The organism is Candidatus Hydrogenedentota bacterium, assembly GCA_019695095.1.
Lineage (GTDB): Bacteria > Hydrogenedentota > Hydrogenedentia > Hydrogenedentales > SLHB01 > JAIBAQ01.
The window spans coordinates 13,405-39,120 of sequence record JAIBAQ010000002.1 but is presented as its reverse complement, the minus strand read 5'-3'; the positions used below and the strand labels follow the sequence as shown (position 1 = coordinate 39,120).

Sequence of the window (25,716 nt, the reverse complement as noted above, 5' to 3'; positions counted from 1 at the left end):
AGACTCAAGGATTTATAGCCTTCCGTACACGCTCCCCCCTGAGTTGTACAATGCCGGAAAAGGCTAAACTTAACAGAGCCACCTACGTGCTCAACGGCGCATCAAGTGTCTCTCGAACCGCGCGCAGCAACTCATCGCTCCGGTAAGGTTTGCTGATTAGACGCAATCCCGTCTTGATGACAAAATTCGCGTGCACTGCATTCTCGCTGTAGCCGCTGCTGAAAAGGACACGCATATCCGGACGGCGTTCCAGCATCTTGTTCATCACCTCTTTGCCCCCGAGCTTGGGCATCATCACGTCGAGAAGCGCAAGATTAATTCTATCGGCGTGGGCTTCAAAAACGCGCAATGCGTCCTCTCCGTCGACGGCAGACAGCACGCTGTACCCGGCAGACTCCAGAATACGAACAACAAGGTTACGGACCATTTCTTCGTCTTCAGCAACGAGAATCGTCTCAGAACCGCCCACAACACGCGGCTCGATCTTGGCCCCGACTTCTTCCGCGAAACGTTCGGTGATGGGCAAATAAATCTTGAAGGTCGTACCTTTGTCTAGCTCACTGTAGACATGAACCAACCCGCTGTGCCGTTTCACAATGCCGTACACCGTGGCAAGCCCAAGCCCGGTACCCTGTCCCACGCCTTTGGTCGTAAAAAACGGCTCAAAAATGTGAGCCTGCGTCAGTTCATCCATGCCCACGCCGCTGTCCGTCACGCTCAACAATACGTACCGGCCTTCGGTCGCCCACAGGTGCTCGCGGCAATACGCCTCTCCGATGATGACGTTCTCGGTCTCGATGGTCAACGTGCCACCCGTAGGCATAGCGTCGCGCGCATTTACGCACAGATTGAGCACGATTTGCTCGATTTGCCCCTTATCGGCGTACACCAACCCAAGCCGATCGCCGGGAATGAACCGCAACTCGATATGCTCCCCGATAATTCGGCGAATCATCCGGAGTACGGACTGAATGAGATCGTTCAGATCCAGGTTCACGGGCTGGATGATCTGCCGCCTGCTGAAAGCCAGTAATTGCTGTGTCAATTCCGAGGCGCGTTCCCCCGCCCGTCGGACCTCGTCCAATATCTCGAAATTCGGGTCATCCGGCTTGAGTCCGCTACTCAGAAGATCCGCATTCCCCAGGATCACCTGAAGCAAATTATTGAAGTCGTGCGCGATGCCGCCCGCTAATTGCCCCACCGCTTCCATCTTGTGCGCTTGCTTCAACTGTTCTTCCAGCTTCTCGCGGGTTTCCTCGGCAAGCTTGCGCTCGGTAATGTCAAGATGAGTGCCACACGCGCGGATTGGCTTTCCATCGGCCGTTCGCTCAATGACGCGACCTTTGTCCAGAACCCAAGCCCAATCGCCGTCCTTCCTCTTCAGACGATACTCGACTTCGTATGAATCACTATGTCCCTTGACGTGATCCTGCAGCGCTTCTATCACACGCTTGGAGTCATCGGGATGGACCAACCTCTCCCAGGTATCATAGTGGGGACTCAACTCGCCAACTTCGTACCCCAGCATCGTGGCCCAACGTTCGTTGAATGTCACACGATTTGACACTATATGCCAGTCCCACGCGCCCAATTCTGCTCCACGCAGAACGAGGTCGAGACGTTCTTGGCTTTCTCGCAAGGCGTTCTCTGACCTCCGCCTTCGTTCATCATCGAGAAAGACTTGCGCTATCAACATAAAGACCAGTGGGTAAAATATAAGTACGCTAGGTCCCACGTAGAGCACAGCGGCGAGACCCTTTTCCGGAATCAGTAACTGGGCTGCCAGCATTAACACATGGACAAGGAGAGCAAAGCACCACAGCTTGAATGGCGTGACCCACGCTTCGTCGCGTCGGCGCAGATACCCATAGACTGCACCAAGCGCGGCCGACTCGGTTATGGTCAGGATTCCTGCCAATGCGCCTGGACCACCCAAATAACCCCGATACACACCACACATCACAGCAGACAGCAGCGCGGCGATTGGTCCTCCGAAGATCCCGGCAAGACTCAGGATGATGGACCGGCCATCGTAGATAACGCCTTCCGCAAAATGCATGGGCGTCATCATGCCGACTATGCCGACGCAGCCGAACAGGAGCCCCGTCACGGACTCGTACAGTGCCGGTTTTCTCTCGGTGCGGCGCGCAAGGACTTGAAGTATCACGGCCAACGAAATTAGGAGGGCCATGTTCTGAATGAGTTCGAGGAACACTAGGCTTCCTTCCCCTTAAAGCGCGCACTTTGGCACGGACGTACCCACGCGCGTGACGGCTGAGTCGATCGAAACGTAGGCCCTATCTGATTCTTAAAGAACCCCATGTTTCTTACCATGCGGTCAAGGTATTCGCCTCCGAACCGGCGAGCGATCGGTTCCCCCGGGAGCAATCGACCGTCTCCTTCAGTCTAATCCCAATTCGGCTGAAAGATCGAGCACCGTGAATCGGTTTCGAATGTAGCGAGCGCGCTTGAGTGCCTTTCGGTATTCATCCAAGGGCGCCGTCATACCTTCGGGCTCGGTTGGACCGCCGGAGAGGCGAATAGCGCTCGCAACAGTCTCCGCTGGCAGCAGATCTTGTCCAACTGCTTTGCGCAGTTCAGGGAGACCGTCCCGGAACTTCTCCAGCTCGGCGCGAATGCCTGCCGGGTCAAGTGCCTTCTGCCCCCATTGTTTCAGGACTTCTGCTGCAACCGATTCACCCCAATCTTCAATTGCCCACGTCCGAATCTGCGCTTCAGTTGGCTGGGAATCCACAAGCGCATCGATATCCATTGCCGACGCGTCCACGGCAAGCACCTTCTCCCAAAGGCGAAGGCAGTGCACCGTCGCCACGCCCACCTGAACACCGTGCAAGTCGTTCGGCGTGCCATAGAGTGCCTGCTTCATATCCACGAAATGGGAAATGAGATGTTCTCCACCCGACGCTGGCGAGGAAGACCCCGCGACAAGCATGGCCAAACCGGAAAGCAGAAGCGCTTCCATTACGAGCGCGGCAGCGTTGGCATCGCCACGGCCTACGGCCTCGGCGCTTTCGAGCATCTCTTCCACGATTCCCTCATAGAAGCGCAGCGCACTTTCATCATAGTACTCGTTCCGCAAGAAGTGGGCGGTCCGCCAATCGGCTCCCGCCGAACACTTCGACAGGAAATCCGCAACGCCGGCTGCCGTCATGCGCGCGGGCGCGGCCGCGACCACCGCAGGGTCCGCGAATACACCCAAGGCGGGCTGACAGGGGATGGTTCGCTTCAGGCCACGGACCTTCATCGCGGTGATGCCCGATGTATACCCATTCATGGATGCAGCCGTTCCATAAAGCAGAACGGGGCGATTCAGTTTCGTTCCCGCATGCTTTGCCAGATCGCACACCGAACCTGACCCGATCCCCACGAAGAAATCGGCGTCACGGCCTTCTTCAGCGACTTCGTCCCCGAGGTGATCCGAGGCGTCCAGTCTCTCACCTCCAAACACCTTCTCGGACAGACTCTTGCCAGCGGCGCGAAGCTCCGAATACGGCGCATCTCCGACGGCCTTCCGGGTATTCTCGTCCGAAACGACAAAGGCCTTGACTCCGCACTTCGCCTTGGCAAAGTCTGCCAACTGCTTTGCCGCGTCCGAACCGATATGACAAATCTCGATGGCGAGGTCGGGTGAAACGGCATAGGCGCGGGCAAGCAACTCCCCGCGCTTGGTCTTGGTGGACATGAACGTTCTCCCGCGCTTCTACTGCTGCGACGCTTTGCGCGCCGCCTCGATGCGCTTCAGTTTTCGCCAGAGCGTGTTGCGGCCCACCCCCAATAGTTTGGCCGCTTTTGCCCGGCTGTTCTTGCAGTGTCGAAGCACTGCAAGGATGTGTTCCGATTCGACCTCTTCGAGAAGTCGAACGGTCTCCACAGGCTTGGTTGCGTGTGCGCCGATCGCGCGCCGCACCATGACTTCCGCCTCTCCGGGTTGGAGCGGCAAGAAAATATACCCGAATACCCCCTGCTTCATCGCAGCGACCGCGTCGCGAATCTGCGTTGCGGCCGCAAACACCAGTGTCGGCGCCCGCTCAACGAACGAGTGCGCCGCTTCTATGGCGTCGGTAAGAATAACATCCGGAGTATCTCCCGAAACAGTATGCCCTTCCGCCTGAAGCATTGTGCTAACGGTCACACGCAACACGGGGTCCGCTATCAGTAACTGAATTTGTGCCATACCGACTAGGCTACGATGGAACGCACGCGAAAGTCCACCAACTGACGCGAAGCCGCATGCGCATCGTAGCGATGTAGAACCGCCTTTCTTCAAGCTTATGTCTTGTGTACACTCATCCCTTGTTAATCTCTCGGGATTTGTGATTAGGGAGCTGCATAGTCATGAAATCGAACATTGCCGTATTGATCCTGTCGCTGGCAATTGCCGCCGTGGGTATCCCCGATTCCGCGGAAGGACAGTCCTCGCATTCCGGCGACAGCATAAAGCCGTTCTTCAAGAGGCCGTTTCTGCTCGGGGCACACCGAGGGGGTGAATTGTTGTGGCCGGAAAACACGGCCGCTGGATTCGAACTCGCCGCCAAAACATTTCCGGGAATCCTCCTGGAGACCGATGCCCGCATGACTGCGGACGGAGCCATCGTACTCATGCACGATGACTCCGTGGACCGAACGACCAACGGTAAGGGCAAGATTGCGGATTTAACGCTCGCGCAAATCAAAGCCCTTGACGCAGGCTACTCCTTCACAAAAGACGGAGGCGCTACATACCCCTATCGCGGCAAAGGTGTAACTGTGGCGACACTGGAAGAAGCGCTGGCTTGCGCTCCAGATTCGAATTTCCTTGTTGACTTCAAAGGATCAGCCGCATTGGCCGACGCATGCATCAAGATTATCAGAGACGCAAAAGCACAAGACCGGGTATTGATCGCTTCCTTCGTTCCCGAAGCTGTGGCGCGCACCCGTGAAACGGCGCCTGAATTGGCGACCTGCTATGACTTCGCGTCGGGGGCAGCCTTGCTGTCCGCTCTCCGAGGCGGTACGTGGGACTCGTACAAGCCTATAAGCGATGTACTTTCCATGGACGAAGACATGTTGCCCCAGTTTCAGCTCAAGCCGGAAGACATTAAGGCGATTCGAGCAAAAGGCATCAAGTTTCAGATCCACACCATCAACGACCCCGTCAAGATGAGAGCCTACCTCGATATGGGTGTAGACAGCATTCTGTCCGACAAACCGGACCTACTTGCCAAAGCGATCGAAGAATGGAAGAAGGAATCCGATAAGGGCTGAGGCCAATCATGGACTCCCGCGACCTCGACAACCAATATCGCCGCCAGGCGCGTTGGTTCGTGGGCGAACGAAACCGCTTATTGCGAAGAGTCGATATCGCGAGCAAAGGCCGCGTGCTTGACCTTGGAGCAGGCACCGGCACAACGCTGGCGGATTTAAAGTGGCGCTGCGGCGGTATTGCGGTTGGACTGGACAGCGACGTGAAATCCCTTCGGTTAGCAGAAGGTCTTCGCGTGGCAGGAACCGGCGAAACGCTGCCGTTCCATGCTGGTTCATTCGACCTCGTATTCACTCAGATGTTCTTCTTGTGGGTCAGGGATCTTAGACAGGTGATTGCCGAGATTGATCGAGTACTACTACCCGGCGGTCATCTGATTGCCGCCGCGGAGCCCGACTACGGCGGGCTTATCGAGTATCCGTCCTCAAGTTCGGGTCTCAAGGCTTACGGCGAATCGCTGAGAACCGAAGGTGCTGACGTACAAGTCGCCAGAAAGTTGGGACAGGCATTACGAACAGCAGGGTTTGAGGTGAACGCCGGTGTGCATCCATGCGATCCGTTGTCGCGCGTAGATAATTCCGATGGCGCAAATGCGGACCAGGGATTCCTGTTTCTGCCCTATTTCCATTTCCTGTGCAGAAAGCCCGAGTGACGTTCATTCAATTAGGAGCTTCTGCTACACCTGACTCCAAGTATGGAAAGGCGGAGTCTTCGCCGGCGACTGCAGGTCGTTACTTGGCCTCGATGGTGGATACGACTTGTCGCGGCACACGGTTCAGCGAGAACTCGATGACGTCCGCGGGAGTCTTGCCCTTGTAGTCTGCACCATGCTTTCCGGAGTAGTAGAGCGAGAGGACAAGTCCTCGAAGCCCCAAATCCAGCAGTCGGAACGTCGTCGCAACGGGCTCGAACCAAGTGTCCGCCTTCTCCATGTTGCGAACGACAAACCGCAGCACACCATCTGGCATGAAATAGAGCACCGTCAAGAAGAGGTTCAAGTCCGCCGCATCTTTCGGAGGCGCATTTTCGAGGATGGCATCAACATGCTCCACGCAACCGATCTCCGCGAACGATGGATAGTCGTCAACCACGGGAACGATAAAGTCTGCTACGCGTTCAAGCGCGCGACATGCCTTCGGACCAAGGATACGCGAATAGTGATTCGGCATGACGCTATCCTTTCACCAGTTGCCGGCTCAGCTTGTGCGCGAGGGCCATCACCGACAGCGCGGGATTGATGCCCGGCGCGTTCGGGAAAATGCTGGTATCCGCCGTATACAAATTCTCGCACCCATGTACTTGGAATGCCTCGTTCACGACTGAGGTTCGCGGGTCTACACCGATGGCGCAACCGCCCATCAGGTGCAATCCAAAGTACATCGGCGACTGAAACATGCTCTTGGCGCCCACCGCCGCGAACACGCTCCGCACAAGTTCCAATCCATCGTCGCGGCGGGCCGCGTCTTGCGCCGTGATCTCTTTCTTGATCAGCAACTTGCCCTTGCGATCAATTGATAGCTCGCCGGTGGCTTCATCGCGTACCGCGACTTCCACGCACGCATAGTAGCGGTATCGTTTCATGAAGCGCTGCAAGTCCACGCCGCCGCGCCGGTACAACATGGCAATACTCACCGGGGGTGCGTACACATTCTCCAGTTTGTAGCCCTTCTTGCGAAGCCCTTTGTCCGAGGATTTGACGGTTTGAAACGCACCCTTGTGCGCATCGACCGGTTCGTCAAACTCCGCAAACGACATATACTGAGGGTGCATGGAAAAGCATTTGCCGAGCGCGGGCAGCTTATCGCGAAACCCCGACTTCAGAAGTATCTGTGTCGTGCCAAATGACCCGCCTGCCAGAATGCACTTCTTCGCTTCGTAGGTCTTTGGCCCGCTGCCGTTGTGCCCGTGAACCTTGACGCCGGAAGCACTGTGCTCGACACGGTCCACCAGAAACTCGGCGGCAAGGTCCAGACCTTTTGGCATCGCAGGATCGATGTAGGCAATCAGCGTGCTCTGTTTCGAATCGCGGTGGCAACCGCCAAGACACGCGATGCAATCGTTACCCTGTTCGACACCGCAGTCGCACTGCCCGCGCCGCAACGCGGCCCAGCCTACCTCCGCATGGTCAAGCCCCCGTATGAAAAGTTGGGCACTTCGGTTTCGTTGTTCGGCAGGCAAGGTCTGCAGGACAATTCCGTCTTCTGCGGCCGTATAGAAGGGATCCATGGCCTCAGGGGTGAAGTAGTCGATGCCGGACTGCGCCTTCCAGTCTCCGAGTGCAATATCGTCGAACCGATCCTGCAACGCTTGATTGACGATGGAACCGCCGCCGACGCATTTGCCGCGCAGGAATCCCATCAGACAACGGGTGTCGTACTCAAGCCCCCCGCCCCAGAACATCTGCGCGGAATAGTCGGCTTCATTGGCAGGAAAGGTGCTCGCGGTGAAATGCTTTCCCGCTTCTATGAGCAGGCACTTTGCCCCCGCGCGTTGCAGAAGGCCCGCAACGACACCTCCGGAAGAGCCAGAGCCAACCACAATGAAATCGTAGGTACATCCGCTTGCCATGATGGTAATCTCTTGCCTCCCCCAAGGCGCCCTCGCTACTTGCGTTTCTTTTTCGCGAGAGACTCCATCTTAAGACCAATCAGTGCGGCCTTGAGAACCCAGAATGGGCTTCCGCCATAGATCGCGTCCAACAACCTACTGAAGAGATGATACTTCTCTTTGCTGTACGGATACCAGTAGACCTCCGGCTTCTTTGTGTGGTCGATCAGGACCGATTTCGGGTTCGAGAATCCCTGCAGGCCGAGCGGGCCCTTGTAGCGTCCAAACCCGCTGTCTTTGGTCCCGCCAAAGGGTAGACCCGGGTTACCCTGCGTGGCAAGGACGTTGTTGATCGAAAGGCTGCCCGTTTCGATGCGCCGTGCGACCCGTTCCGCGCGCACCAAGTCCTGCGACCAAACGCTTCCACTCAGCCCATACGGTGAATCGTTGGCCATCGCCACGGCTTCGTCTTCGGTCTTGAACTTCTCCACCGTTACCACGGGACCAAAGGTCTCGTCTTGAAGCACCTTCATCGACTTGTCCACGTTCGTAATCATGGTCGGCGGAATGGCGTGCGAACCCTCGGTATGCGTCCCCGCTGAAAAGACTTCTGCCCCTTTGGCCTTGGCGTCTTTAATTTGCTCTTCAACAATCTTCACCTGGAAATCCGCGGTAATGCAGCCAACATCGAGATTGCCTTCGTCGGCTTTGCCCTCGCAGGCGCCCGCATGGCTCAGTTTTTCGATTCGCCGCTTCAGCGCAGCCACGAACTCGGGATAAACCCCTTCCTGCACGATGATTCGCTCCACGGACGTACACGTCTGGCCGCAGTTCATCATGCCGCCCCAGGCCGCCGCCTTGGCCGCACGCTCCACGTCCACGTCATCGAATACGACCATGGGATCTTTGCCGCCAAGCTCCAGTTCCACGGGTATCAGGTATTTAGCCGCCTGTTCCATGATCTGCCGGCCTGCGCGCGTGCTCCCCGTAAACAGTATCTTCGCGGGTCGTTGGTCAATGAGCTTTCGGCCAACGTCTTTCCCGCCATACACCACCGTAATGGCTTCCTTCATGAATCCGCTCTCTTCGACAATTTCTTCGATAAGCCCGCAGAGCGGCGTCCATTCCGAAGGTTTGAACACAACGGAGTTGCCCGCCGTGAATGCGGTCACAATGGGCACAAGCGCGAGATTCAGCGGAAAATTCCACGGCGAAATAATGAGAACCGTACCAATGGGTTCGTAGTAGATCTTCGACTTCTTGGGAAACTGAAGCAGCGGTGTTGAAACCACCTGGTCCCCCAGCACCTTCTCGGCATTCTTCTGGTAGTAGTGAATGATATCGAGTATCGCAAACACCTCGGAAACCAACGCATCCGTTCGCGCCTTGCCGGTTTCCTCAACGATGCGGTCAACAATCTTCTCTTTGTTCGCCAGAAAATAGCGCTTAATCTTCCCGATTTCTTCCAGCCGCTCCCGAACCGTCATCGCGCGGATCGTGCCGAACGCCGCGCGAGCCCGCTCAAATGATTGCTGGATTTCCTGATCGGTCGGCTCGCGGAACGTGTATATCGTTTTGCCCGTGCGTGGATTCCGTACCGCGATTTCGTTGGGGGCCGCTTGCGATGCAGAGGAAGTTTGAGGGGCGGTTAGGGTGCTTTCCGTTATCATTGAGTGGACCTCCTACTGCACAGATTCGGGTTATGAGGTTCGAATTCAAAGACAAGGAACAAGCGCTCTGTCGTGATTCAACAGAACAGAACCCACGAGCAAATGAAGCGCATTATTGTATGGACAGCCACCGGACCTTGCGGAAGCGGTTACCTGACCTTTGGTCAAGCCAAGGGCACTATATCAGATGGTCCAAAATGCTGCAATAGCAGCAATCGTCACGACAGCCCCTACGCTCGACCCAGAAGTCTGGACATCGACTCTATTTCTCAAGGTTTCCCGCAGCACGAACAACTTCAGCAGAAGTCTTGGCATCGAGCTTAAGCCCTGCCTGAGCGCGCGAAAAATCATTGCCCAGTAACGCAATTCCTGCCGACTGCTCGCCGGCGACTTCGACAAAAACAGCAGCATTGGCAGGTGCGGCCGAGTTGCGCACCATCGCATCGCGCACGTTGATAAGTCGCATCACGGAAGCGCCGTCAGGCGAAGCTTGGGCCTTCAAGTCGTCGATGACCAATCCCGTTACATCGTCGCATACCACCGCATGGCCCGGATCGCTGAGGGCTGCGGGCTCGGGCATCCCCCCATCCACACGCCAGCGGATCTTACCCGAACGCACTTCACTCAATACCCAGTAGTCCTTCTCGCAGAACACTTGCACGTTGCGCAAGGTAAGCCCCGCCACATGCCGCGCATACAAGCCGTAGGACGGCAGTCCTCCAAACATGGTTGCCTCGGGGTATTCGTCCGCGTATTCAGGTATGACTTCCTCGTCGCTGCGGTGTGGCCCTCCGCCAACAAATCGCACACGAATGTCGGAAAGTGTAACACCTTCAATGTTGTGCCCTGGCAATCCCGCAACGGAACACGATAGCGACGCGCCCGTAGATACAATGTTGTTGATGGAGATATTGCGGACCGTGCCCGGAGTTGGCGTATCCATATCGCGACCACGGTTGCCCAGGCGGATGAAGACCGGCGCGCGACAATCGACCATCGTGCAATTCGAGATTACGACGCCGTCGATATTGGACCCATCCACGGACTCCAGCGATATGCCGCTTATCGCGGGCCGCCTGCCTTCCAAACCCGACATCACGCAGTTGCTTACGGCAATCCTCTTGAAATCGCCGCCAGACTCGGTGCCCAGCTTGAATGCACTGCAAGCTGTCCCAAGAAAACAGTTCGTAACCGTGATGTTTTCGCAAGCACGGCGTTCGCCCAGAGAGAAACTCGCCTTCGGTACGATCGCATCATCGAAGGTCTCGATGTGGCAATTCGAAATACGTACGTTCTGGCACGCATCGGGGTCAATACCGTCAGCAAACCCGTTCTGTATCGTCACGCCGTCGATGGTCACGTAGTCCGTTCCCAACATGCTGATGGCGTAGTTCGGTATATTTATGACATGAATGCCGCGAATCTCCACGTACTTGCAGCGCTTCAATCCGACTGCCTTCGGCCCGCCACGGTGCTCGTAGTTGCTGTCGATCGTTCCCGAGCCCACAATGCCGATGTGCTCGACGCCTTCGCCCCAGATCAACGACTGATGGAAGAATGAAGTCTCTCGGTCAGCGTCATTCTCGAATCCCAATTCCTCGTACGGATCATAATCGGCAATGTCCTTGCTGCCTTTGATAACCGCCGCCGTGTCGAGATACAGCGTTACGTTACTCTTCAGGTGAAGGCTGCCGCAGAGATAAGAACCCGGCGCAAAATACACCGTACCGCCGCCACCCGCCGAGCATGCATCGATGGCCTTCTGTACCGCCGCCGTGTCCTTCGCCACGCCGTCACCCACCGCCCCAAACGCGCGCACGGCATAGGGGGAGGATGGAGGAAGCGACGTTTGAGCAATTGCCATTGCACAAAACACCAAAAGCAACGCAGAGGCTAGTGTTCTCACTGGATAAATCTCCGAAGACTCATCAGTCGCAAGTTGAGCTCTCTTCCAATGCACATTGGTCAGACAATCTCAGTCGAGGGCTGCTGCGTAACGCTTCTCGAACCCGGCTCATGTGGGGCAGCCGCCCTCGGCTACCTTCATCTTCTTGTCTTACTTCTTTACTGGCGCGCGCTCAGCCACGCCAGGCATTGCCGGGAACGGCGCATGCGGCTCGGCCTGATACCAGTATGCAACGGATGCAATGTCATCCGACAGCTTCTTGTACTTGCCGTCCTTACCCCATCCTAGGGCCTGGATCGTGACCCGCAAGTCTTGGTCATAACAGATGGGATCCTGAATGTGCCAACGGTAGAGGCTCCAATGGTTCGGCGGTTCATCGCCGTCTTTTGTAGGCAACGTCGTGCCCACGTAGGCCGTCGTGTAAGGCTCCGGGAACCCGTAGCTGCCGCAAAAATAGTCCTCCGTGCCCGTGCCGCAGATGGTCGGAAACTCGGTGTCGCCATCCATGTAGAACTTAATCTCTCCTTCGCCGAACCATCCCTTCTCGAACTGCGTCCACGCGAGGAACGTACCGACGTAACGCCCTTTCCCTTTCACACCGTCGAGAATCACGCACGGATTGACTGTATCCGTCTTGGCGCGCCGCCACTGCGCGTGCAGGTACGCCGCGTTGTCAGGCACGCTCGTTTCCGCATACGTAATCTGATACGCGACCAGCATCAGATCCGCCGAGTCGTCGTTTGAAATTGTAACCTTCGCATGGTTGCGAAATGGCATTGGCCAATAGCAGTTCAAACCGTTCGCGGGATTGTTGACCACCGCCAGCGAATTCACGGGCGCAAACTTCTCGTGTCCCACGGCGAAGAAGTCTGGCACGGGTACTTCAATGGAAGGCGTCTCTTCGCCGTCCCAGTAGAATCGCAGCACGTAGCTGCGTTTCCAGTTGGCGTCCGCGCCCGCAATCCAAATGTGTTGGACGACGCCCGAGCCGTCCACGTCCATCAGCGTCGCCGTCTCGCCCGCGTTCACGCGGATGAACGGACGCACCTTCCACCCCTGTCCGAGGTCATCCGCCGCGCGTGCCGCCGCCGCGGGCTTCTCCTCCGAAGGATTCGGCACGGCCATCCCGCCCTTGCCCTTCTCACCCGTCGGATTCTCGGCACTGATCGAACGCGTCCTCGCATCGGTGAGGAACGGGAGCGCGCCAAGCCCTCCAAACATAGCGGGTTCCCCCATCGTCTTTACCCGTGAATTGTCGGCAAGCGCGGAAACCGTGAATACGACCGCCAGCATGGCAACCGTAACAACCTGATGTCTCTTCATGTTGCCCCCCCTGCTTTCTGCAGCACATGACAAATTGTGAAGTCACTATAACGGCAATTATAGGCCGTCTGTTCTTGTTCATTCATCCAAAGAGTCCACTCGCATTGACGCAGCCGGACACATCGTGACACACGGGCATCGACCGTTCTACACGTCACATCATCTCTCTCCAGTGAGTTTTCGTGTTACGCTTATACTTTCCCGTACACCCAAGACTAAAACAAATAACAGGAACAAGATTAGTGAAAACCCGTCTAATGCCTGTAGCTGTCTTTCTCGCGGCAATAATCTGCGGATGTGGGCATAAGGATGGCCGTTCGGATCCGTACCAAGTCTATGCCGCTTCTCTCAGTCAAGGCTTACAAATTTCGAATCCACTCCTTCTCGTTCAGGAAACGGAGACGTGGAAAAGCTCGCTGAGCGAAGAAATTCGTAAGCAGCTCGCTGGGTTAAGGCAAGATACGCTAGAAGACTTCTTGCTGAAGAACAAGGAGTCAGTGACACTGACGGATACATTTCCGTTGAAGCTGAACATAGTTCTCATTCCCAATAGCCAAATCAAAGATCTCTTTCAAACTCACGACAAGAAGGCGTATGACGTCTTGAAAGGCCTCTACCCAGGGAGTATCGGATTCACTCGCGTATCCCAGGTCGGGTTTAGCAAAGATGGCACACAAGCCCTCTTATACGGCGTGGGTTCAAGAGGTCCGACAGGTGGCGGAGGCGGCATTACGCTCTTGGATTGGGATGGCGAAGTTTGGCGGGTGACTGCCGACGCACAGATCTGGATCTCGTGATCGCGAAACCACACGTTCCTGCCTACAGAAACACCTGGCCCTCACCGCGATAAGTGGGAATTTCATCGACAACCTTGCCTTCCGAGACGGCAAGCAGCACGTTGAACCGTTCGCACATTTCACCGGCCTTGCTGTAGCGCATGAAGATCGGATCGCCGAGATTAAGCGACTCGGGACCGTCACATACAACAGGGGTCTGCACCTCCCCCGCTCCTTCGGTCGACAACAAGCGCGCACCTTTCGGCAGGTACGGCCGGGGCTGCTTTTCTTTGCCTGTGCCAGACGCCACGTACCCGCCGCCGTGGCAGGTGTAGATATTCGGACAGGGTTTACGCGTGATTTCGATGGCATAGCCCACCGCGGGCGAATGATGAAATCCCTGGTACCAGTCGAACAACAGCGGCGAGAAGAATCCCGAGCCAACCGTCACCTCGGTAATGCAGGACTCCGACGCGGTCGATTCAACACTGCCCGTGCCGCCGCCGTTAACAAACCCGAGGTCGAAACCCGCGTTCTTCACCGCCTCGACGATCCGCGCGCGCCGTGCACGCACTTTCATCAGTGAGCGTTGCTTCAAATACCGGACCACGGCGTTCTTGAGTCCGCCGCCCGGCACGTTGTCCGGCAGCCCGGCGATCTGCGCCTCGTATCCCATCAGCCCATGAAGCCGCACATACTTGCTCTCTTTGATTTCCCGGCACACAGCGAGGGCCTGCTCGGGGGTCGTTATCGGCGAACGCCGCACCCCGAAGTACAGTCCCGGAAACTGGGTGGACATGTCGATGTCAATGCATACCGGAATGAAGACGCGGAATACGCCGCCCACCTTCTCCAAGAACTGCACGTGCTCTGCGCAGTCGACCATCAAGACGATGCGTTTGCCCCGGCGAAGCTCCTCCGCAAACGCCATGTCGTCGGCCTCTCGCAGGGCCGGATACGCAACAAGAATATCGTCAAAACCTTGCTGGCTCAGAAACACGGCCTCGCGCACGCTGTATGCCATGATGCCGCGATAGATGGGATTCGCATCGAGGATTCGCTCAAGGAGCGGAATGGAGCGAACCGACTTCGATGCGATACGAATCGTACGCTTTCCCGCGCGCACCGCAATGTCCCGAATGTTCTGGTCGAATAAATCGAGGTCCACGAACGCAAACGGCATCACGCGCCCGGCAAACACTTCGCGGTAGTATTGATAGGTGCGTTCCATCGTCCTCTTCGTCCAATGTGTCCGGGAAGCCCGTTCCGATTAACCCGCTTCAGCCTAACACGTCTGACCCACGAAATACGTCTTGCCGTCCTTCTCCCGGATCGGATAACGCAAAAACACCAGGAATCCGCACACACACGCTGCACCGCAAAGCAGAGCCATCAGTTTGAGACCAAATGGAGTGGGTTGCTTAGCGGGCTGCGGTACAGTCCATCCCGCCACTTCCTTCCATTCGATCGCATACTTTCCCCGCGGCAGATCGGTCAATTCCGCCGGTCCCTTGCCTTCTCGCACGATCCCGTCAGGACCGCTCAGTCTCCAGGGGGCATTGATAGACGCAGGTTTGGGGCTGATTCGGACCACCCCAGGCGCGTATTCCGTGGCCGGCGCGACTGAGTCGGACGGAATTGCCGTTCCTTCTTGCGGTGAATACGATCCGCTGATCACCAGTGCGCCACCCTCGCGCAACGTCTGGGTGCCATCGCTTCCCAGGTACGGCACGATGGTAAAGCTCAGCATCGAGAGTCCAATCATGATCTTCTGCGCAACACCTTGCCCGCCGACATACAGCGCCTCACGCCTGCGGCCCGTAAGCTTCTCGTCGTAGTCTACGACATCGGCAAGGACCGCAAAGGGCAAGACCATGAATCCCGCGGCGGGAATGCCGAAGAGGGACATAATGACCGCCGTCTGAATGAACTCGCTTCCTATGGGGAGTATGCCCACGAGGGCGATGGATGCCATGACTACCGCGCCCGCGAGAAACGTCACTTGCATGAGCACATACTTTCCGAATTTCCCTGCAAGTGCGTTGAACACAAAGAAGAACGCGAGGTTCACAAGCAGAAACGGCAGCATAACCATGGTTACCGCGCCCTCGTCGCGTCCGAGGTAACTCAGCACCCACACCGGCACAAGAACAATCAGGCCATTCAGTCCATACCAGAACAACGCGGTCGCGCCGAACACGCACCGGAATGGCTGATTCTTGAGGGCAAGCCTCGCGGATGCGAAAAGGCCCATGTGTTCCTCTTTCGAGATAGATGGATGCTCGCGTTCGCGAATAAGGGTGCAAACCGGGAGAAAACATAGCAGCGCCAACGCACTCACCAAGAGGGACGCTTTGGTCCAACCATAGGTGTTGAGAATGGCGCCCATGGCCGCGAACAAAAATGTGCCCAGCATGATGAAGACGGACTGGTACGTGGTCAGGTCGACACGTTCCTTAAGATTGGACGAAATCTCGGGAAGCAGCGCCAAGTATGGCGTGATAATCACGGCATAGAGATACAGATAACATTGGAGCAAAACGAAGACCCACGCGACGTTCATCCAGTGAAGATGGTCGACGGGAGGCGCAAACAACAGGGAAAAGACCACGACGAATGGGATAATTCCCAGCCGCAAATACGGCATGCGGCGGCCCCACTTGGTACGCGTTTGGTCGCTCCAATGGCCCACCACGGGATTCGCTATCGCTTCCATGATGCGGGCGAATAGAACGATGACGCCAAAAAGCAGGGGCGGAACCAGCGGCTGCATTTCGCCGGGCCGGACATAGCGCACCAGCAGCCATTGCATGAAAACCATGTCGGGTAGATTCATGGTGATGCCGGCCATCCCGAAGGCTAGCCGTTGACGGAACGACAATTCACCCATGCGTCACCCGAATTGCCCGGATTGAAACTGAACCCATGACACCCCCCTTGCCTACAGTCCGATGGCGCTCTTGAGCTTGAGCCCTTCTTCGCCTTTCCCCTCAAACTTGATCTTGCCCTGAAAGAAGGCCGTCTCCAACCGCTTCTTCCCCAGTACAATCGCGGCCCACGTACCCGCGGGCATGCGCAGCGTCAGATCGGGACTTGCCGGCCTGTCGCCGGTCCGCACGTCCATTCTCCCGTCACCCACGTAGACGCCGAAGCTCTGATCGGGCACGCCACCCTCGCCGGTCAGAATCAACGAAACGGTGCAACTCCAGCCGGCTACTGCGGAAGGATCGAACCGTTGCGGCAGGCTCTCTGTCAACGTGCGCGCCTGCGGCGCATACTTGGCCGTCGACGCGCCAAACTGAAACCAGGGTTTCCGCCTGGGTCCAACAATCACGTCCTCCCGCTCACGCATCCTCCGGCGCACGTTATACAACCATGGAAACGGGCGTTCGAGTTCGTCAATGTACACTTCACGGCGCTTACGCGCAGACTCCATCACGGCCAAACCGAACCGCAACACCTCACGGCCCTCCTCGCCCGATAACGACGGGCGCGACTGACCATGGATCGCTTCGATGAAGTTCCTCGTGGACCCTTTGAATCCTTCCCCCCAATCCGCGGGTACCTCGTGGTGCGTCCAGCGTTCTCCGTCAAACACACTCACTGGCGCGCGCTCTTTCTGGATTTCCCCCGTACCCCGATTGACGAGGATTATACCCCGGCTTCCGGTGAACTCGAACCATTCGTCGTTGGAATAGTAGTTCGAGGGGATGTGCAAATCGGCGGCATGCAGAAAATCCACCACGCCGTAACGCTTCGAGTTGCGGCTCTTCCACATCACCACAGAGGGCGTATCGAGTATACCGTTGAGCGAATCGACCCACGCACACACGCGCTCCGGCTCGCCAAGGAACCACCACCCCACAGCCCACTCGTGATGGCCGTGATCGAACGTCTCGTATCCGAAACCCTGCGCCGCAATGCGAAACTGCTGCTGATAAGTCGACTCGGAAACCTGCCAGCCGCCTTTGGGACTGGCCACGTACTTAATCCGCATCCCCGCGAGTTCGCCAATGGCCCCCTCATCGATCAACTGCTTCGCCAGAACAAGAGGCGGATAGGTCACGTAGACCTCCGTTATCTTGAACACGACATTCGAGGATTTCGCCTCGGCCAGTAATCGATCCGCGCTTGCAAGGCTCGTTGTAAGGGGTTTCTGACACGCGACGTGCTTCCCGGCTCGGATTGCGGCCGTGACAATCGGTTCGTGCGTGTCATACGGCGTGAGTACCTCGACCGCGTGAACATTGGCGTCGGCAAGCGCTTCCCGGACATCCGTGAAGGCCTTTTCCGCCCCCCACTCCTTCCGGCGCGCCTCGGCCCGTTCCGGCAACACGTCGCACACCGCATAGATACGGGCATCCGGATTGCCTGCGTATCCCAACGCATGCAAATCGGCTATGCGCCCTGCCCCGATAAACGCCACGTTTACGATAGCTGTACCCCCCCGCGCACCAAGCTCCCTTGGCTCTGGCCGCCTCTGGCTTGGATCCCTCTCACTATTTTGCCCACGAGGCCAAGCCGCTGCAATCCCCGTGGCCCGTCAAGACTTGGACCCAAAACACTCTCGCCTGACAAAGACAAACCGATTGACTATTTCCCTACGTTTGTGCGATGACAATGGGGTACTGGGGAGACGTGTTGCAATCGTAATGCACATACAAACGTGTGTGACGATTCTCTGGGGCTTACGGGTAAAGAGCCCAAACACGCTATATCTATGAACGCGGAAGGAGTCTCGCCATGAAACGTCTGGGGGTATTGATTGTTGGTGCACTTCTCGTGCAGACATCAGTTTGGGCGGAATTGCAGAACGTCGAAGTCGGCGGAAAGATCCGCGTTCGCTGGCGCCATTGGGATTACGCGTATGCGGACGATTCGCGAGGGGAAATACGCATCCCCGGCAACTTCCTGCCGCGTCGCCCGATCGGCGATGAGCGCGGTGTAGTTAGCGTCTTCAATTGGGACGACAAGGGCAATGACCTTGACTTCACGGAGATTCTGACGCTCCTGAGTGTGAAGGCTGATTTCACCGACCACGTAGCGGCACAAATCGAACTGGAGTCCTACGACATCTTCGGAGAAGATTTTCGCTCCGACTACATCACTGGGGCCGATTCCAGGGCAAACACCAATGATGATGTAGAGGTCGTTCAAGCATATATCGAAGCCGATGAGTTGTACGGCACTCCACTTCGCCTGCGAGTTGGCCGTCAGAAGATGGAATTTGGCAAGGGATGGATTGTTGGCGCCACGGCGTCTTCAGGCCGCTCGCAGCCGTTCGACGCACTGCGCCTCACCTATTCCTCCGATATCCTCGACGTCGATGCGTGGGCATCGGTACTCGCTGAAGGTGGCGTCGGCGAACAAGACGGCGATGTCGATTTCTATGGCGTCTACGCAACACTGAAACCCATTGAACCACTCAGCGTTTCAGCTTACTGGCTGTTCGTGCGCGATGCGCGCTCCATAAGCGATACAAATTTCGTCGCGCCAATCGAATGGCTTGAAAACTGGCTTGGCCGCGACGATTACGATCCCACGACACTCCACACCGTCGGAACACGCCTCTTCGGCAAAGCGGGCAATTTTGATTACGACCTCGAGTTGGCCTATCAGTTCGGTGAGGCCGATGCCGTTGGTGCGCTATTCCGTCCCATAGGGTTTAACTACGGAGACGATGGCGCGGAATTCAGTGCGTGGGGCGGCGATGTTGAAGTCGGGTACTCCATGGAGTTGTGGTGGTTGCGGCGCGCCTATATCGGCGGCGCCTATTTCGGCGGCGAAGACAATCGCGACGTCGATTTCTTCGAATGGCTCCTGGGGACCGGTTCGCCGGACGCCAGCGTCTCCTTCAATCGCGTATTCCCCTCGTATACCTACACTGAAATCTTGGACCGTCCACGCAACATGTCGAATGTCTGGCAAGCTCGCGCAGGTGTGGAACTCCAGGCAACCGAAACCATCTCCGCTAAGCTGGAACTCGCCTACTACGAGGCACTAGAACCTTTTGACATGCCCGCGTATGTGACGTTTGGCGATTTTCGGGTGCCATTGGCCCCCGCACTCAGTTTCTGGACCCAGGAAGGAGGCGACGAGATAGGCTTTATGAGCACTCTCCAAGTCACCTACGACTATACTGAAGACTTGATGTTTCGTGCGACGTGGCAGCACCTTTTCAGCGGCGACGGCACGCAAGATGGCGCGTTCATCACCAATAACGGCCTCTCTTCCATTATGGGCACAGATGACGCAGACGCGGACTATTTTAGTCTTGAGGCCGTGTTGAAGTTCTAAATTTCCACTATACGCACTTTAAGCCGGGCGCCGCTTCTCAAAAGGCGGCGCCCGGCGCTTGTTTACAGGCCCCCCAACAACCTGGATTCCTCTGCCAAAAACCAATTCGCTTCCCGCAAGGTCTATTGGTAGCACCTGCGTCCCTCACCAGCGCACGTAGAGTTTGGGGACTGTCATGTGCATAATGCCCAATCCGGCGTATGGTCTGCGCCGCAGAATGGCTGTCTTGGTACATACGTGAAGGAGTAGAACCGGATGTCACACACGTCTTTTGTTTCAACAAGCCGTACCTTGAGACGCGAATCTCCGCCTATGGTGTTATTCGAAAAGGCCAAGCGCCTCGGAATCTGGAATCCGTCGGATATCGACCTCACTCAAGACGCAAAGGACTGGCACCGCCTCACCGGGATTCAACAACACGCCATGCTGTTGCTCACCTCGCTCTTTCAGGCTGGAGAAGAGGCCGTGACGCTCGACTTGCTCCCGCTCATCGATGTGATCGCGAAGGAGGGCCGTCTCGAGGAAGAACTGTTCCTCACAACCTTCCTGTTTGAAGAGGCAAAACACACCGACTTCTTCAACCGCTGGGTATCGGAGGTCGCCCCCGAGGCAGGGGATCTCAGCCGTTTCCATGGCCCCAACTATCGGGCGCTGTTCTACGAGGCATTGCCGTCGGCCCTCAACCGCTTGCGGGAGGACCCTTCCCCGGCCGCATTAACCCGCGCGTCGACAACTTACAACCTCGTCGTCGAAGGAATCATTGCTGAAACGGGGTATCACGCTTACTTCTTGTCACTGGATCGCCTTCAAGTAATGCCGGGCACGCGCCGGGCGGTTACCCTGCTCAAACAAGACGAATCACGCCATATCGCGTATGGCATCTACTTGATTTCCCGCTTGATGGCTGAGGATCCAGACTTGTGGGACGTCGTCGAGGAGACCATGAACGAGCTTCTGGGCCTCACGCTTGCTATGATTGAAGAAACGTACGTCCACTACAAGGAACCGCCATTCGGCATCGGACGCGAGGTATTCAACGAATACGCCATGCGCCAGTTCCAAAAACGTCTCGATCGCATCAATCGGGCACGCGGCATGACCATGGACGAGGTGTGTCTCGTGACGCACGCGGCCATCGATGAAGACGACGCTTAGTTCGAAGCAACCAAATGCAGATATGCCAGGAGGCGCGTAACGCCCTCCTGCCCAAGCCAGACAACGGCTCCGTAATAGACGACGCAAGGAATCACGGCTAAATAGCCAAGAACGACGATCACGCCGTCTTCTTCCAGCAGCCCCAGGCCGCATAGGAAGATAGGGATGGCTACGACCGTGTTGCTGAACGGCACTGGCAAGGGCACTGGTAACGCGAGCAGCAACGCCAGCATGGAAACGTAGACGGCATGGCACCGCACGGCGACACCACCCGTGCTAAGCGCAGGAAATCTAGGTCGCAGCAGATGCTCGATAAGGCGGAACAGCCCCAACAGGCGCGTGGCGCTGTGTTCAATCAAGCGGTGAGAAACGGGCTTCTCGCGCAAGGCGCGAGGAAGCCAGGGTGTCCGGCCCAAAAACAGGTACAGCCCGACAAAGGCAAGCACTAATCCAAAAGGACCCGCAATGAACGGAATGCTGATGGGCAACGTCAGCGGAAAACTCAAAAGCACGATCAGCAAGGCATGCCCTCTCTGCGGAAACATGTCCAAGATATCCCCAAGCAGAAGTTCACGGCCATTGGTCTTTTCAACGAGGGTCTGTAGATCGCTGGAGAGAGTGCTTACACGTACACGCAATTTCGGCAATACCTTTCTTGAAGCGGGCGGCGGATTATGACCGATCGGAAGCCCGCAAACAACAGTCCCGGCTGAAAGAAACGCAAGGAGATACGGCAATGGACAACCCAAAGATCGAGATCTACCGAAGTCAACTCGCCTTCTGCCGCACCGAAACGGTACGCGTCGCGGAAGACGTCAAGCCCGAACTGCGGCTGGTTCAGTTACGGGAAGGGAAAGCCCATCCAATGTGGCTCATCGGACACCTTACCAACACGATCAACACGGTGGTCATTCAATGGATGTTGGGCAAAAATAGCCTGGTCCCAAGAGGATTCAGCCGCAAGTTCGCCCCCGATTTTGCCGGAGGCTCACCAATCACGAACCAAGCCAGCGACTATCCAGCGTGGGAAGAGGTGCTCGGGCTATACAAACAGATTATGGACTGCGCCCTCGAAAACCTCGCCGAACTAAATGACAGCGATCTTGAACTACCGCTAAAGGGCGAAATGCCGGAAGGCCTTCGGTCGTTCTTCTCCTCGAACGGACGCACTCTGGCCATTATGGCGAGTCACGATTCGTACCACCGCGGCCAAATTGGACTGCTCTCGCACCTATAGTCCGCAATTTGCGCCGGCGCGATTGAGCGCCAACGCAAATTGCTCACGTGCAGGACGTTGAGTGTATGCCATGAGGATTTCTCGCGAACACACTATGTCTGTGGCGAAGTGCCTAGCCTTTCGCTGTAAGTCCCGCAAACGCACTGGCGACGAGAGAAGTCCCGTGTTCGTGAAAAATCCGGGATAGCGGGACTACTCGGCGTCGTATATCACCACTCGGTCCCAATAGCCTGCGTACGTCTGCACGAACGCCTTGTGCACTGGATGAACCTGGTAGGCGTCATGTCCGGCTAAGTCGTCGAATAGAACGGTGAGCGCGAACGAATAGGAACGATCGATAACAGGCCGGTCTGTGTTCGCGGGAACCCCAACGTAAGTCGCACGACTCACTTCTATGCCTTCAAGCGAATGAAGGCCCTCGCGAAACGTACGAACCTCTTCGTCCGACAGTGAGTTCTTGAGCCAAAAGTAAACGGAATGAACAAACATGCGTAGATCTCTTTCCCTTATAAGTGACACTGAAAAGCAAGCATAGGAGAGTCGTGGCGCACTTGGCAATTCGCATAAGACCTAAATGAATCGTCGACCGGTCTTCACCAGCTTGTTACGTCCCCTCGGCATTGTCTCTTGGTAATGGACGTGGCAGGCGGACAAATCCATACAAAAGTGAAACAAGGCATACCAGCACAATGAGCAGGCACATCCAAGTTGCGAGTGGCCGGAGTTCCAGAGCATTGGCAAGCCACGGTCCGGTCGGCCCATTCAACTGCCTGAATAGCGGTGAGTGACGCCAAGAATCGTGCACCGTGCCAAATCGAAAATTCTCTATGGCCGTCTGCAACCGAGTCAGATAGAGGTATCCGAATATCTCCGTGGAAACAAAATACGCCTGCTGGACTGCTGCCAGGAATCCCGCCGCGAGCGCACATCGAATCCACGCCAATCGCTCCGTGGAAAACGCTCGATGCAAGCCGGAGCCAAGCGGAAGCAATAGCATAGGTATAATCGCAACAAGATACCTTGGTCCAAGACAAAATCCGCCATGCCAATCGCTTCTGGACGCAATAAACACAATCCGGATAAGAGACGCGGCCAAGATAGCAATCGCAATCCGACGGTGCGTGCGAAAAAACGCCGGCCAAAACACAATGGCCACGGCGATCAATGGACAGAATAAAAGCAGTCCCTTCGCGGGTCCTACAAGCAGTTGAGGCAGATTCGTTGGCGCAATCCAATGCCCATAGTGCAGTTTCTCCGCAAGCACCGGATCGACGGACCGCCCTGTCTCCAACGGGTTTCCAAATCGTGCATAGTTGTACCAACCCAGCAGAGCCAACACTACGCATAAACCCGCAAGGAACGCCGAAATAGGCACGAAATCTCTAACACGGATCTTAAGCGGCCACTGCAGAAAGGCAGCGGCGAAGAATGGCACAAAAAGGATTGATGTAATATGCGTTGCAGTCGACAGGCCAAGACTAAATCCCGCACACAATGCCAGTGCCCACCTGTCCTGCGTATGATGCCACCGGATTAAGAAATAGAGCGAAGACAAGGCGAAGAACGTTGCCAAGGGTTCACTAAAGAAAGTCCCCGAATAGGGCCAGGCCAAAGTCCCCAGCGCATACATGAACGTAAGGGTCGCAGCGGTTCGCACACAATTCCACAACGCAACTGCAATCCACCAGATCATGATTGCGCTCGCCGCGCTCACAAATGAATTGAAGAACCCGGTAACGAAACGCAATGCATGGCCATCAAGATGAGAGATGGGCATACCTTTTAGAGCGCGATCGAAACCATAGTCCAGAAGATGGCTGGGCGGGACAGTAAAGGTCAGCTCTGCGTACCAAGGCGTGGGATTAATGGCTTTCCCAAACGCAACGAGCGGAGCAGCCAGGATTGATTGCAGCGGACCAAACACACTGTACTTCTTTCCGTCAATCCCCGTGGCTAGGCCAAACTCGGGCCAACTTTCCACGGGATTGGGAACGTCCCACTGATGCCTGGTGACCAACGACTCCGCAGTTCTGAAGACGATTTCGCTGTCCGGCGACCGCAACCCGCCGTAGCACGTCAGCGCATAGACGATCAAGAGCACTACCCCAAACAGGAGAGTCATGAGATGGTAACGCTTGCCACAACTTATCTTCATTGCCCGCAATTTATCTCCTGCACTACACGCTAAGGTGCTATCGTAACCGAAGTACTTCTGCCAAACATAGCACATTTCTCTGGGAACCCACGGAATGCACTTGCCCTATGCCACGCTGGCCCTGAATCGGATGCACGCCATCATGAATGCAATTACTCGAAGCCGCTTGATTCATCAAACCCCTCTACACCGTCTCTGGCACTCCGAATGCCATTCTGCATCGAAAGTCTTACCCAGTGAATCATCGCGGCAGGGAAGCGTTGTGCGGTTGATCGCAGTCCTCTCTCATCGATACACTTTTGTTTCACTTACTTTTCGGAGGTAGTACCATGAAATCCAAGACCAAGACGCTTCGGGCCGGTGTGATTGGCGCGGGAGCGATTGCGCAAGCTTGCCACATGCCGGGATATGCCAAAGACAAACGCGTCGATTTTGTTGCGTTCGCCGACCCCGCGGTCGACCGTCACGCCGAGGTTCTGAAGCTGTTCCCGAAGGCAAAGGGATACGCAACGCACGCGGAAATGCTCGCCAAAGAAGACCTCGATGTTGTGAGTGTCTGCTCGCCCAATCGATTCCACGCGTCGGCAAGTATGGACGCCCTGAAAGCCGGTTGCCATGTCCTGTGCGAAAAGCCCATGGCAATGACTTTAAAAGAATGCGACAAGATGATTGCCGTCGCGAAGGCACAACGTCGGAAACTCATGATTGGGTTTACCAACCGAATGTACACGGGGCCGATGCTGTGCAAGCAGATGCTTACCAAGAAAGCGCTCGGCAAACCCTTCATGATGCGCGTGCGGTTTGCGCACAGCGGTCCCTACCCCGGTTGGGCCAAGGGCACTTGGTTCTACAAAGCTGCCATGGCGGCAGGCGGAGTGATGCTCGACATGGGTATTCACGCCATCGACCTGTGCCTGTGGATGTTCGGCCCTGCCACTTCGGTTTATGCGAAGGCCGCGACGCTGATCAAGAAAATCGAAGTCGACGACAACGCCCTCCTGATGCTTGAATTCAAAAGTGGCGCGCTCGGCTACATCGAAGTCGGATGGACCAGCAAACCCGGATTCTCGGGATTCGAGATTTATGGCACGGAAGGGACCTTGATTTGCGACTACAACCGGGGGCTGCAGCTCTGCGGAGGCAAGGCGTCGGCCGGCCGCGATAGCGTCACCGAATGGAAGACCCTAGACCCAAAGCCCACCACCGGCGGCTGGGATGTCGAAATCTCCCGCTGGATGGACGTGGTCACAGGCAAGGAAAAACTCACCATGGACGGCGCTGCGGGACGTGCAGCCATGCAGGTCGCGTTGGCCGCCTATGAATCCAGCAGGTCCGGAAAGAAGATCACAATAAAGTAACGGCTCGAGCCGTTACCCAAACATCCAGG

At 56.5% G+C, this 25,716-nt stretch carries 21 protein-coding genes; 7 read left to right on the top strand and 14 right to left on the bottom strand.

Annotated features, from left to right (window positions below; all coding sequences use genetic code 11):
• Positions 1 to 82 precede the first annotated feature (82 nt).
• The 3 genes from K1Y02_00585 to K1Y02_00575 form a co-directional block, all read right to left on the bottom strand.
• Entirely contained in the window at positions 83 to 2,215 is a 2,133-nt protein-coding gene (locus tag K1Y02_00585; protein ID MBX7254824.1) for a PAS domain-containing protein, read from the bottom strand.
• Positions 2,216 to 2,401: 186 nt separating this feature from the next.
• The gene (locus tag K1Y02_00580) at positions 2,402 to 3,703 is read right to left on the bottom strand and encodes an iron-containing alcohol dehydrogenase (protein ID MBX7254823.1); all 1,302 of its coding nucleotides are present in this window, start codon (positions 3,701 to 3,703) and stop codon (positions 2,402 to 2,404) included.
• 18 nt (positions 3,704 to 3,721) lie between these two features.
• A complete protein-coding gene (locus K1Y02_00575; GenBank protein ID MBX7254822.1) occupies positions 3,722 to 4,195 on the bottom strand; it encodes a hypothetical protein in 474 nt (157 codons plus the stop codon).
• 161 nt (positions 4,196 to 4,356) lie between these two features.
• Between K1Y02_00575 and K1Y02_00570 the strand changes: the two genes are divergently transcribed.
• Together K1Y02_00570 and K1Y02_00565 are read left to right on the top strand one after the other, a co-directional pair.
• Complete coding sequence (locus K1Y02_00570; GenBank protein MBX7254821.1) at positions 4,357 to 5,265, top strand: glycerophosphodiester phosphodiesterase; 909 nt, start codon at positions 4,357 to 4,359, stop codon at positions 5,263 to 5,265.
• Between the two features lie 8 nt (positions 5,266 to 5,273).
• Positions 5,274 to 5,915 (top strand): methyltransferase domain-containing protein, encoded by a 642-nt coding sequence (locus K1Y02_00565; protein MBX7254820.1) that lies wholly within the window; start codon positions 5,274 to 5,276, stop codon positions 5,913 to 5,915.
• Positions 5,916 to 5,994: 79 nt separating this feature from the next.
• Here K1Y02_00565 and K1Y02_00560 read toward each other — a convergent pair whose 3' ends face one another.
• The 5 genes from K1Y02_00560 to K1Y02_00540 all read right to left on the bottom strand — a co-directional run bounded on the left by K1Y02_00560 (position 5,995) and on the right by K1Y02_00540 (position 12,709).
• Complete coding sequence (locus K1Y02_00560; protein MBX7254819.1) at positions 5,995 to 6,432, bottom strand: hypothetical protein; 438 nt, start codon at positions 6,430 to 6,432, stop codon at positions 5,995 to 5,997.
• A 4-nt stretch (positions 6,433 to 6,436) separates the two neighbouring features.
• On the bottom strand, positions 6,437 to 7,831 hold the full coding sequence (locus K1Y02_00555; GenBank protein ID MBX7254818.1) for a GMC family oxidoreductase: 1,395 nt from the start codon (positions 7,829 to 7,831) through the stop codon (positions 6,437 to 6,439).
• 35 nt (positions 7,832 to 7,866) lie between these two features.
• Positions 7,867 to 9,480 (bottom strand): aldehyde dehydrogenase family protein, encoded by a 1,614-nt coding sequence (locus K1Y02_00550; GenBank protein MBX7254817.1) that lies wholly within the window; start codon positions 9,478 to 9,480, stop codon positions 7,867 to 7,869.
• Positions 9,481 to 9,742: 262 nt separating this feature from the next.
• The gene (locus tag K1Y02_00545) at positions 9,743 to 11,386 is read right to left on the bottom strand and encodes a glycoside hydrolase family 28 protein (GenBank protein ID MBX7254816.1); all 1,644 of its coding nucleotides are present in this window, start codon (positions 11,384 to 11,386) and stop codon (positions 9,743 to 9,745) included.
• Between the two features lie 150 nt (positions 11,387 to 11,536).
• A complete protein-coding gene (locus K1Y02_00540; GenBank protein ID MBX7254815.1) occupies positions 11,537 to 12,709 on the bottom strand; it encodes a DUF2961 domain-containing protein in 1,173 nt (390 codons plus the stop codon).
• Positions 12,710 to 12,951: 242 nt separating this feature from the next.
• Here K1Y02_00540 and K1Y02_00535 point away from each other — a divergent pair, with 242 nt between their 5' ends.
• Entirely contained in the window at positions 12,952 to 13,506 is a 555-nt protein-coding gene (locus tag K1Y02_00535; GenBank protein MBX7254814.1) for a hypothetical protein, read from the top strand.
• A 22-nt stretch (positions 13,507 to 13,528) separates the two neighbouring features.
• On the opposite strand, the gene K1Y02_00530 is transcribed toward K1Y02_00535, so the two are convergent.
• From K1Y02_00530 to K1Y02_00520, 3 genes are read right to left on the bottom strand one after another with little or no spacing between them, the layout of a single operon-like run.
• Complete coding sequence (locus tag K1Y02_00530; GenBank protein MBX7254813.1) at positions 13,529 to 14,716, bottom strand: amino acid deaminase/aldolase; 1,188 nt, start codon at positions 14,714 to 14,716, stop codon at positions 13,529 to 13,531.
• 54 nt (positions 14,717 to 14,770) lie between these two features.
• The gene (locus K1Y02_00525; protein ID MBX7254812.1) at positions 14,771 to 16,375 is read right to left on the bottom strand and encodes an MFS transporter; all 1,605 of its coding nucleotides are present in this window, start codon (positions 16,373 to 16,375) and stop codon (positions 14,771 to 14,773) included.
• A 51-nt stretch (positions 16,376 to 16,426) separates the two neighbouring features.
• Positions 16,427 to 17,911 carry a Gfo/Idh/MocA family oxidoreductase gene (locus K1Y02_00520; protein MBX7254811.1) on the bottom strand — a complete coding sequence of 495 codons (1,485 nt, stop codon included), beginning with the start codon at positions 17,909 to 17,911 and terminating at the stop codon, positions 16,427 to 16,429.
• Between the two features lie 317 nt (positions 17,912 to 18,228).
• Here K1Y02_00520 and K1Y02_00515 point away from each other — a divergent pair, with 317 nt between their 5' ends.
• Both K1Y02_00515 and K1Y02_00510 read left to right on the top strand, forming a co-directional pair.
• Positions 18,229 to 19,782 (top strand): alginate export family protein, encoded by a 1,554-nt coding sequence (locus tag K1Y02_00515; protein MBX7254810.1) that lies wholly within the window; start codon positions 18,229 to 18,231, stop codon positions 19,780 to 19,782.
• Positions 19,783 to 20,037: 255 nt separating this feature from the next.
• Positions 20,038 to 20,937: a R2-like ligand-binding oxidase gene (locus tag K1Y02_00510; protein MBX7254809.1), complete on the top strand. Its 900-nt coding sequence runs from the start codon at positions 20,038 to 20,040 to the stop codon at positions 20,935 to 20,937.
• Here the strand turns inward: K1Y02_00510 and K1Y02_00505 are convergent.
• Positions 20,934 to 21,575 (bottom strand): exopolysaccharide biosynthesis protein, encoded by a 642-nt coding sequence (locus K1Y02_00505; GenBank protein ID MBX7254808.1) that lies wholly within the window; start codon positions 21,573 to 21,575, stop codon positions 20,934 to 20,936. The two genes, K1Y02_00510 and K1Y02_00505, sit on opposite strands and share 4 nt — an antisense overlap.
• 98 nt (positions 21,576 to 21,673) lie before the next feature.
• Between K1Y02_00505 and K1Y02_00500 the strand changes: the two genes are divergently transcribed.
• Positions 21,674 to 22,174: a DinB family protein gene (locus tag K1Y02_00500; GenBank protein MBX7254807.1), complete on the top strand. Its 501-nt coding sequence runs from the start codon at positions 21,674 to 21,676 to the stop codon at positions 22,172 to 22,174.
• A gap of 192 nt (positions 22,175 to 22,366) precedes the next feature.
• Here K1Y02_00500 and K1Y02_00495 read toward each other — a convergent pair whose 3' ends face one another.
• Together K1Y02_00495 and K1Y02_00490 are read right to left on the bottom strand one after the other, a co-directional pair.
• The gene (locus K1Y02_00495) at positions 22,367 to 22,663 is read right to left on the bottom strand and encodes a Dabb family protein (protein MBX7254806.1); all 297 of its coding nucleotides are present in this window, start codon (positions 22,661 to 22,663) and stop codon (positions 22,367 to 22,369) included.
• Between the two features lie 115 nt (positions 22,664 to 22,778).
• Entirely contained in the window at positions 22,779 to 24,329 is a 1,551-nt protein-coding gene (locus tag K1Y02_00490; GenBank protein ID MBX7254805.1) for a hypothetical protein, read from the bottom strand.
• Positions 24,330 to 24,658: 329 nt separating this feature from the next.
• On the opposite strand from K1Y02_00490, the gene K1Y02_00485 reads away from it, so the two are divergent.
• On the top strand, positions 24,659 to 25,687 hold the full coding sequence (locus K1Y02_00485; protein ID MBX7254804.1) for a Gfo/Idh/MocA family oxidoreductase: 1,029 nt from the start codon (positions 24,659 to 24,661) through the stop codon (positions 25,685 to 25,687).
• Positions 25,688 to 25,716: the final 29 nt, after the last annotated feature.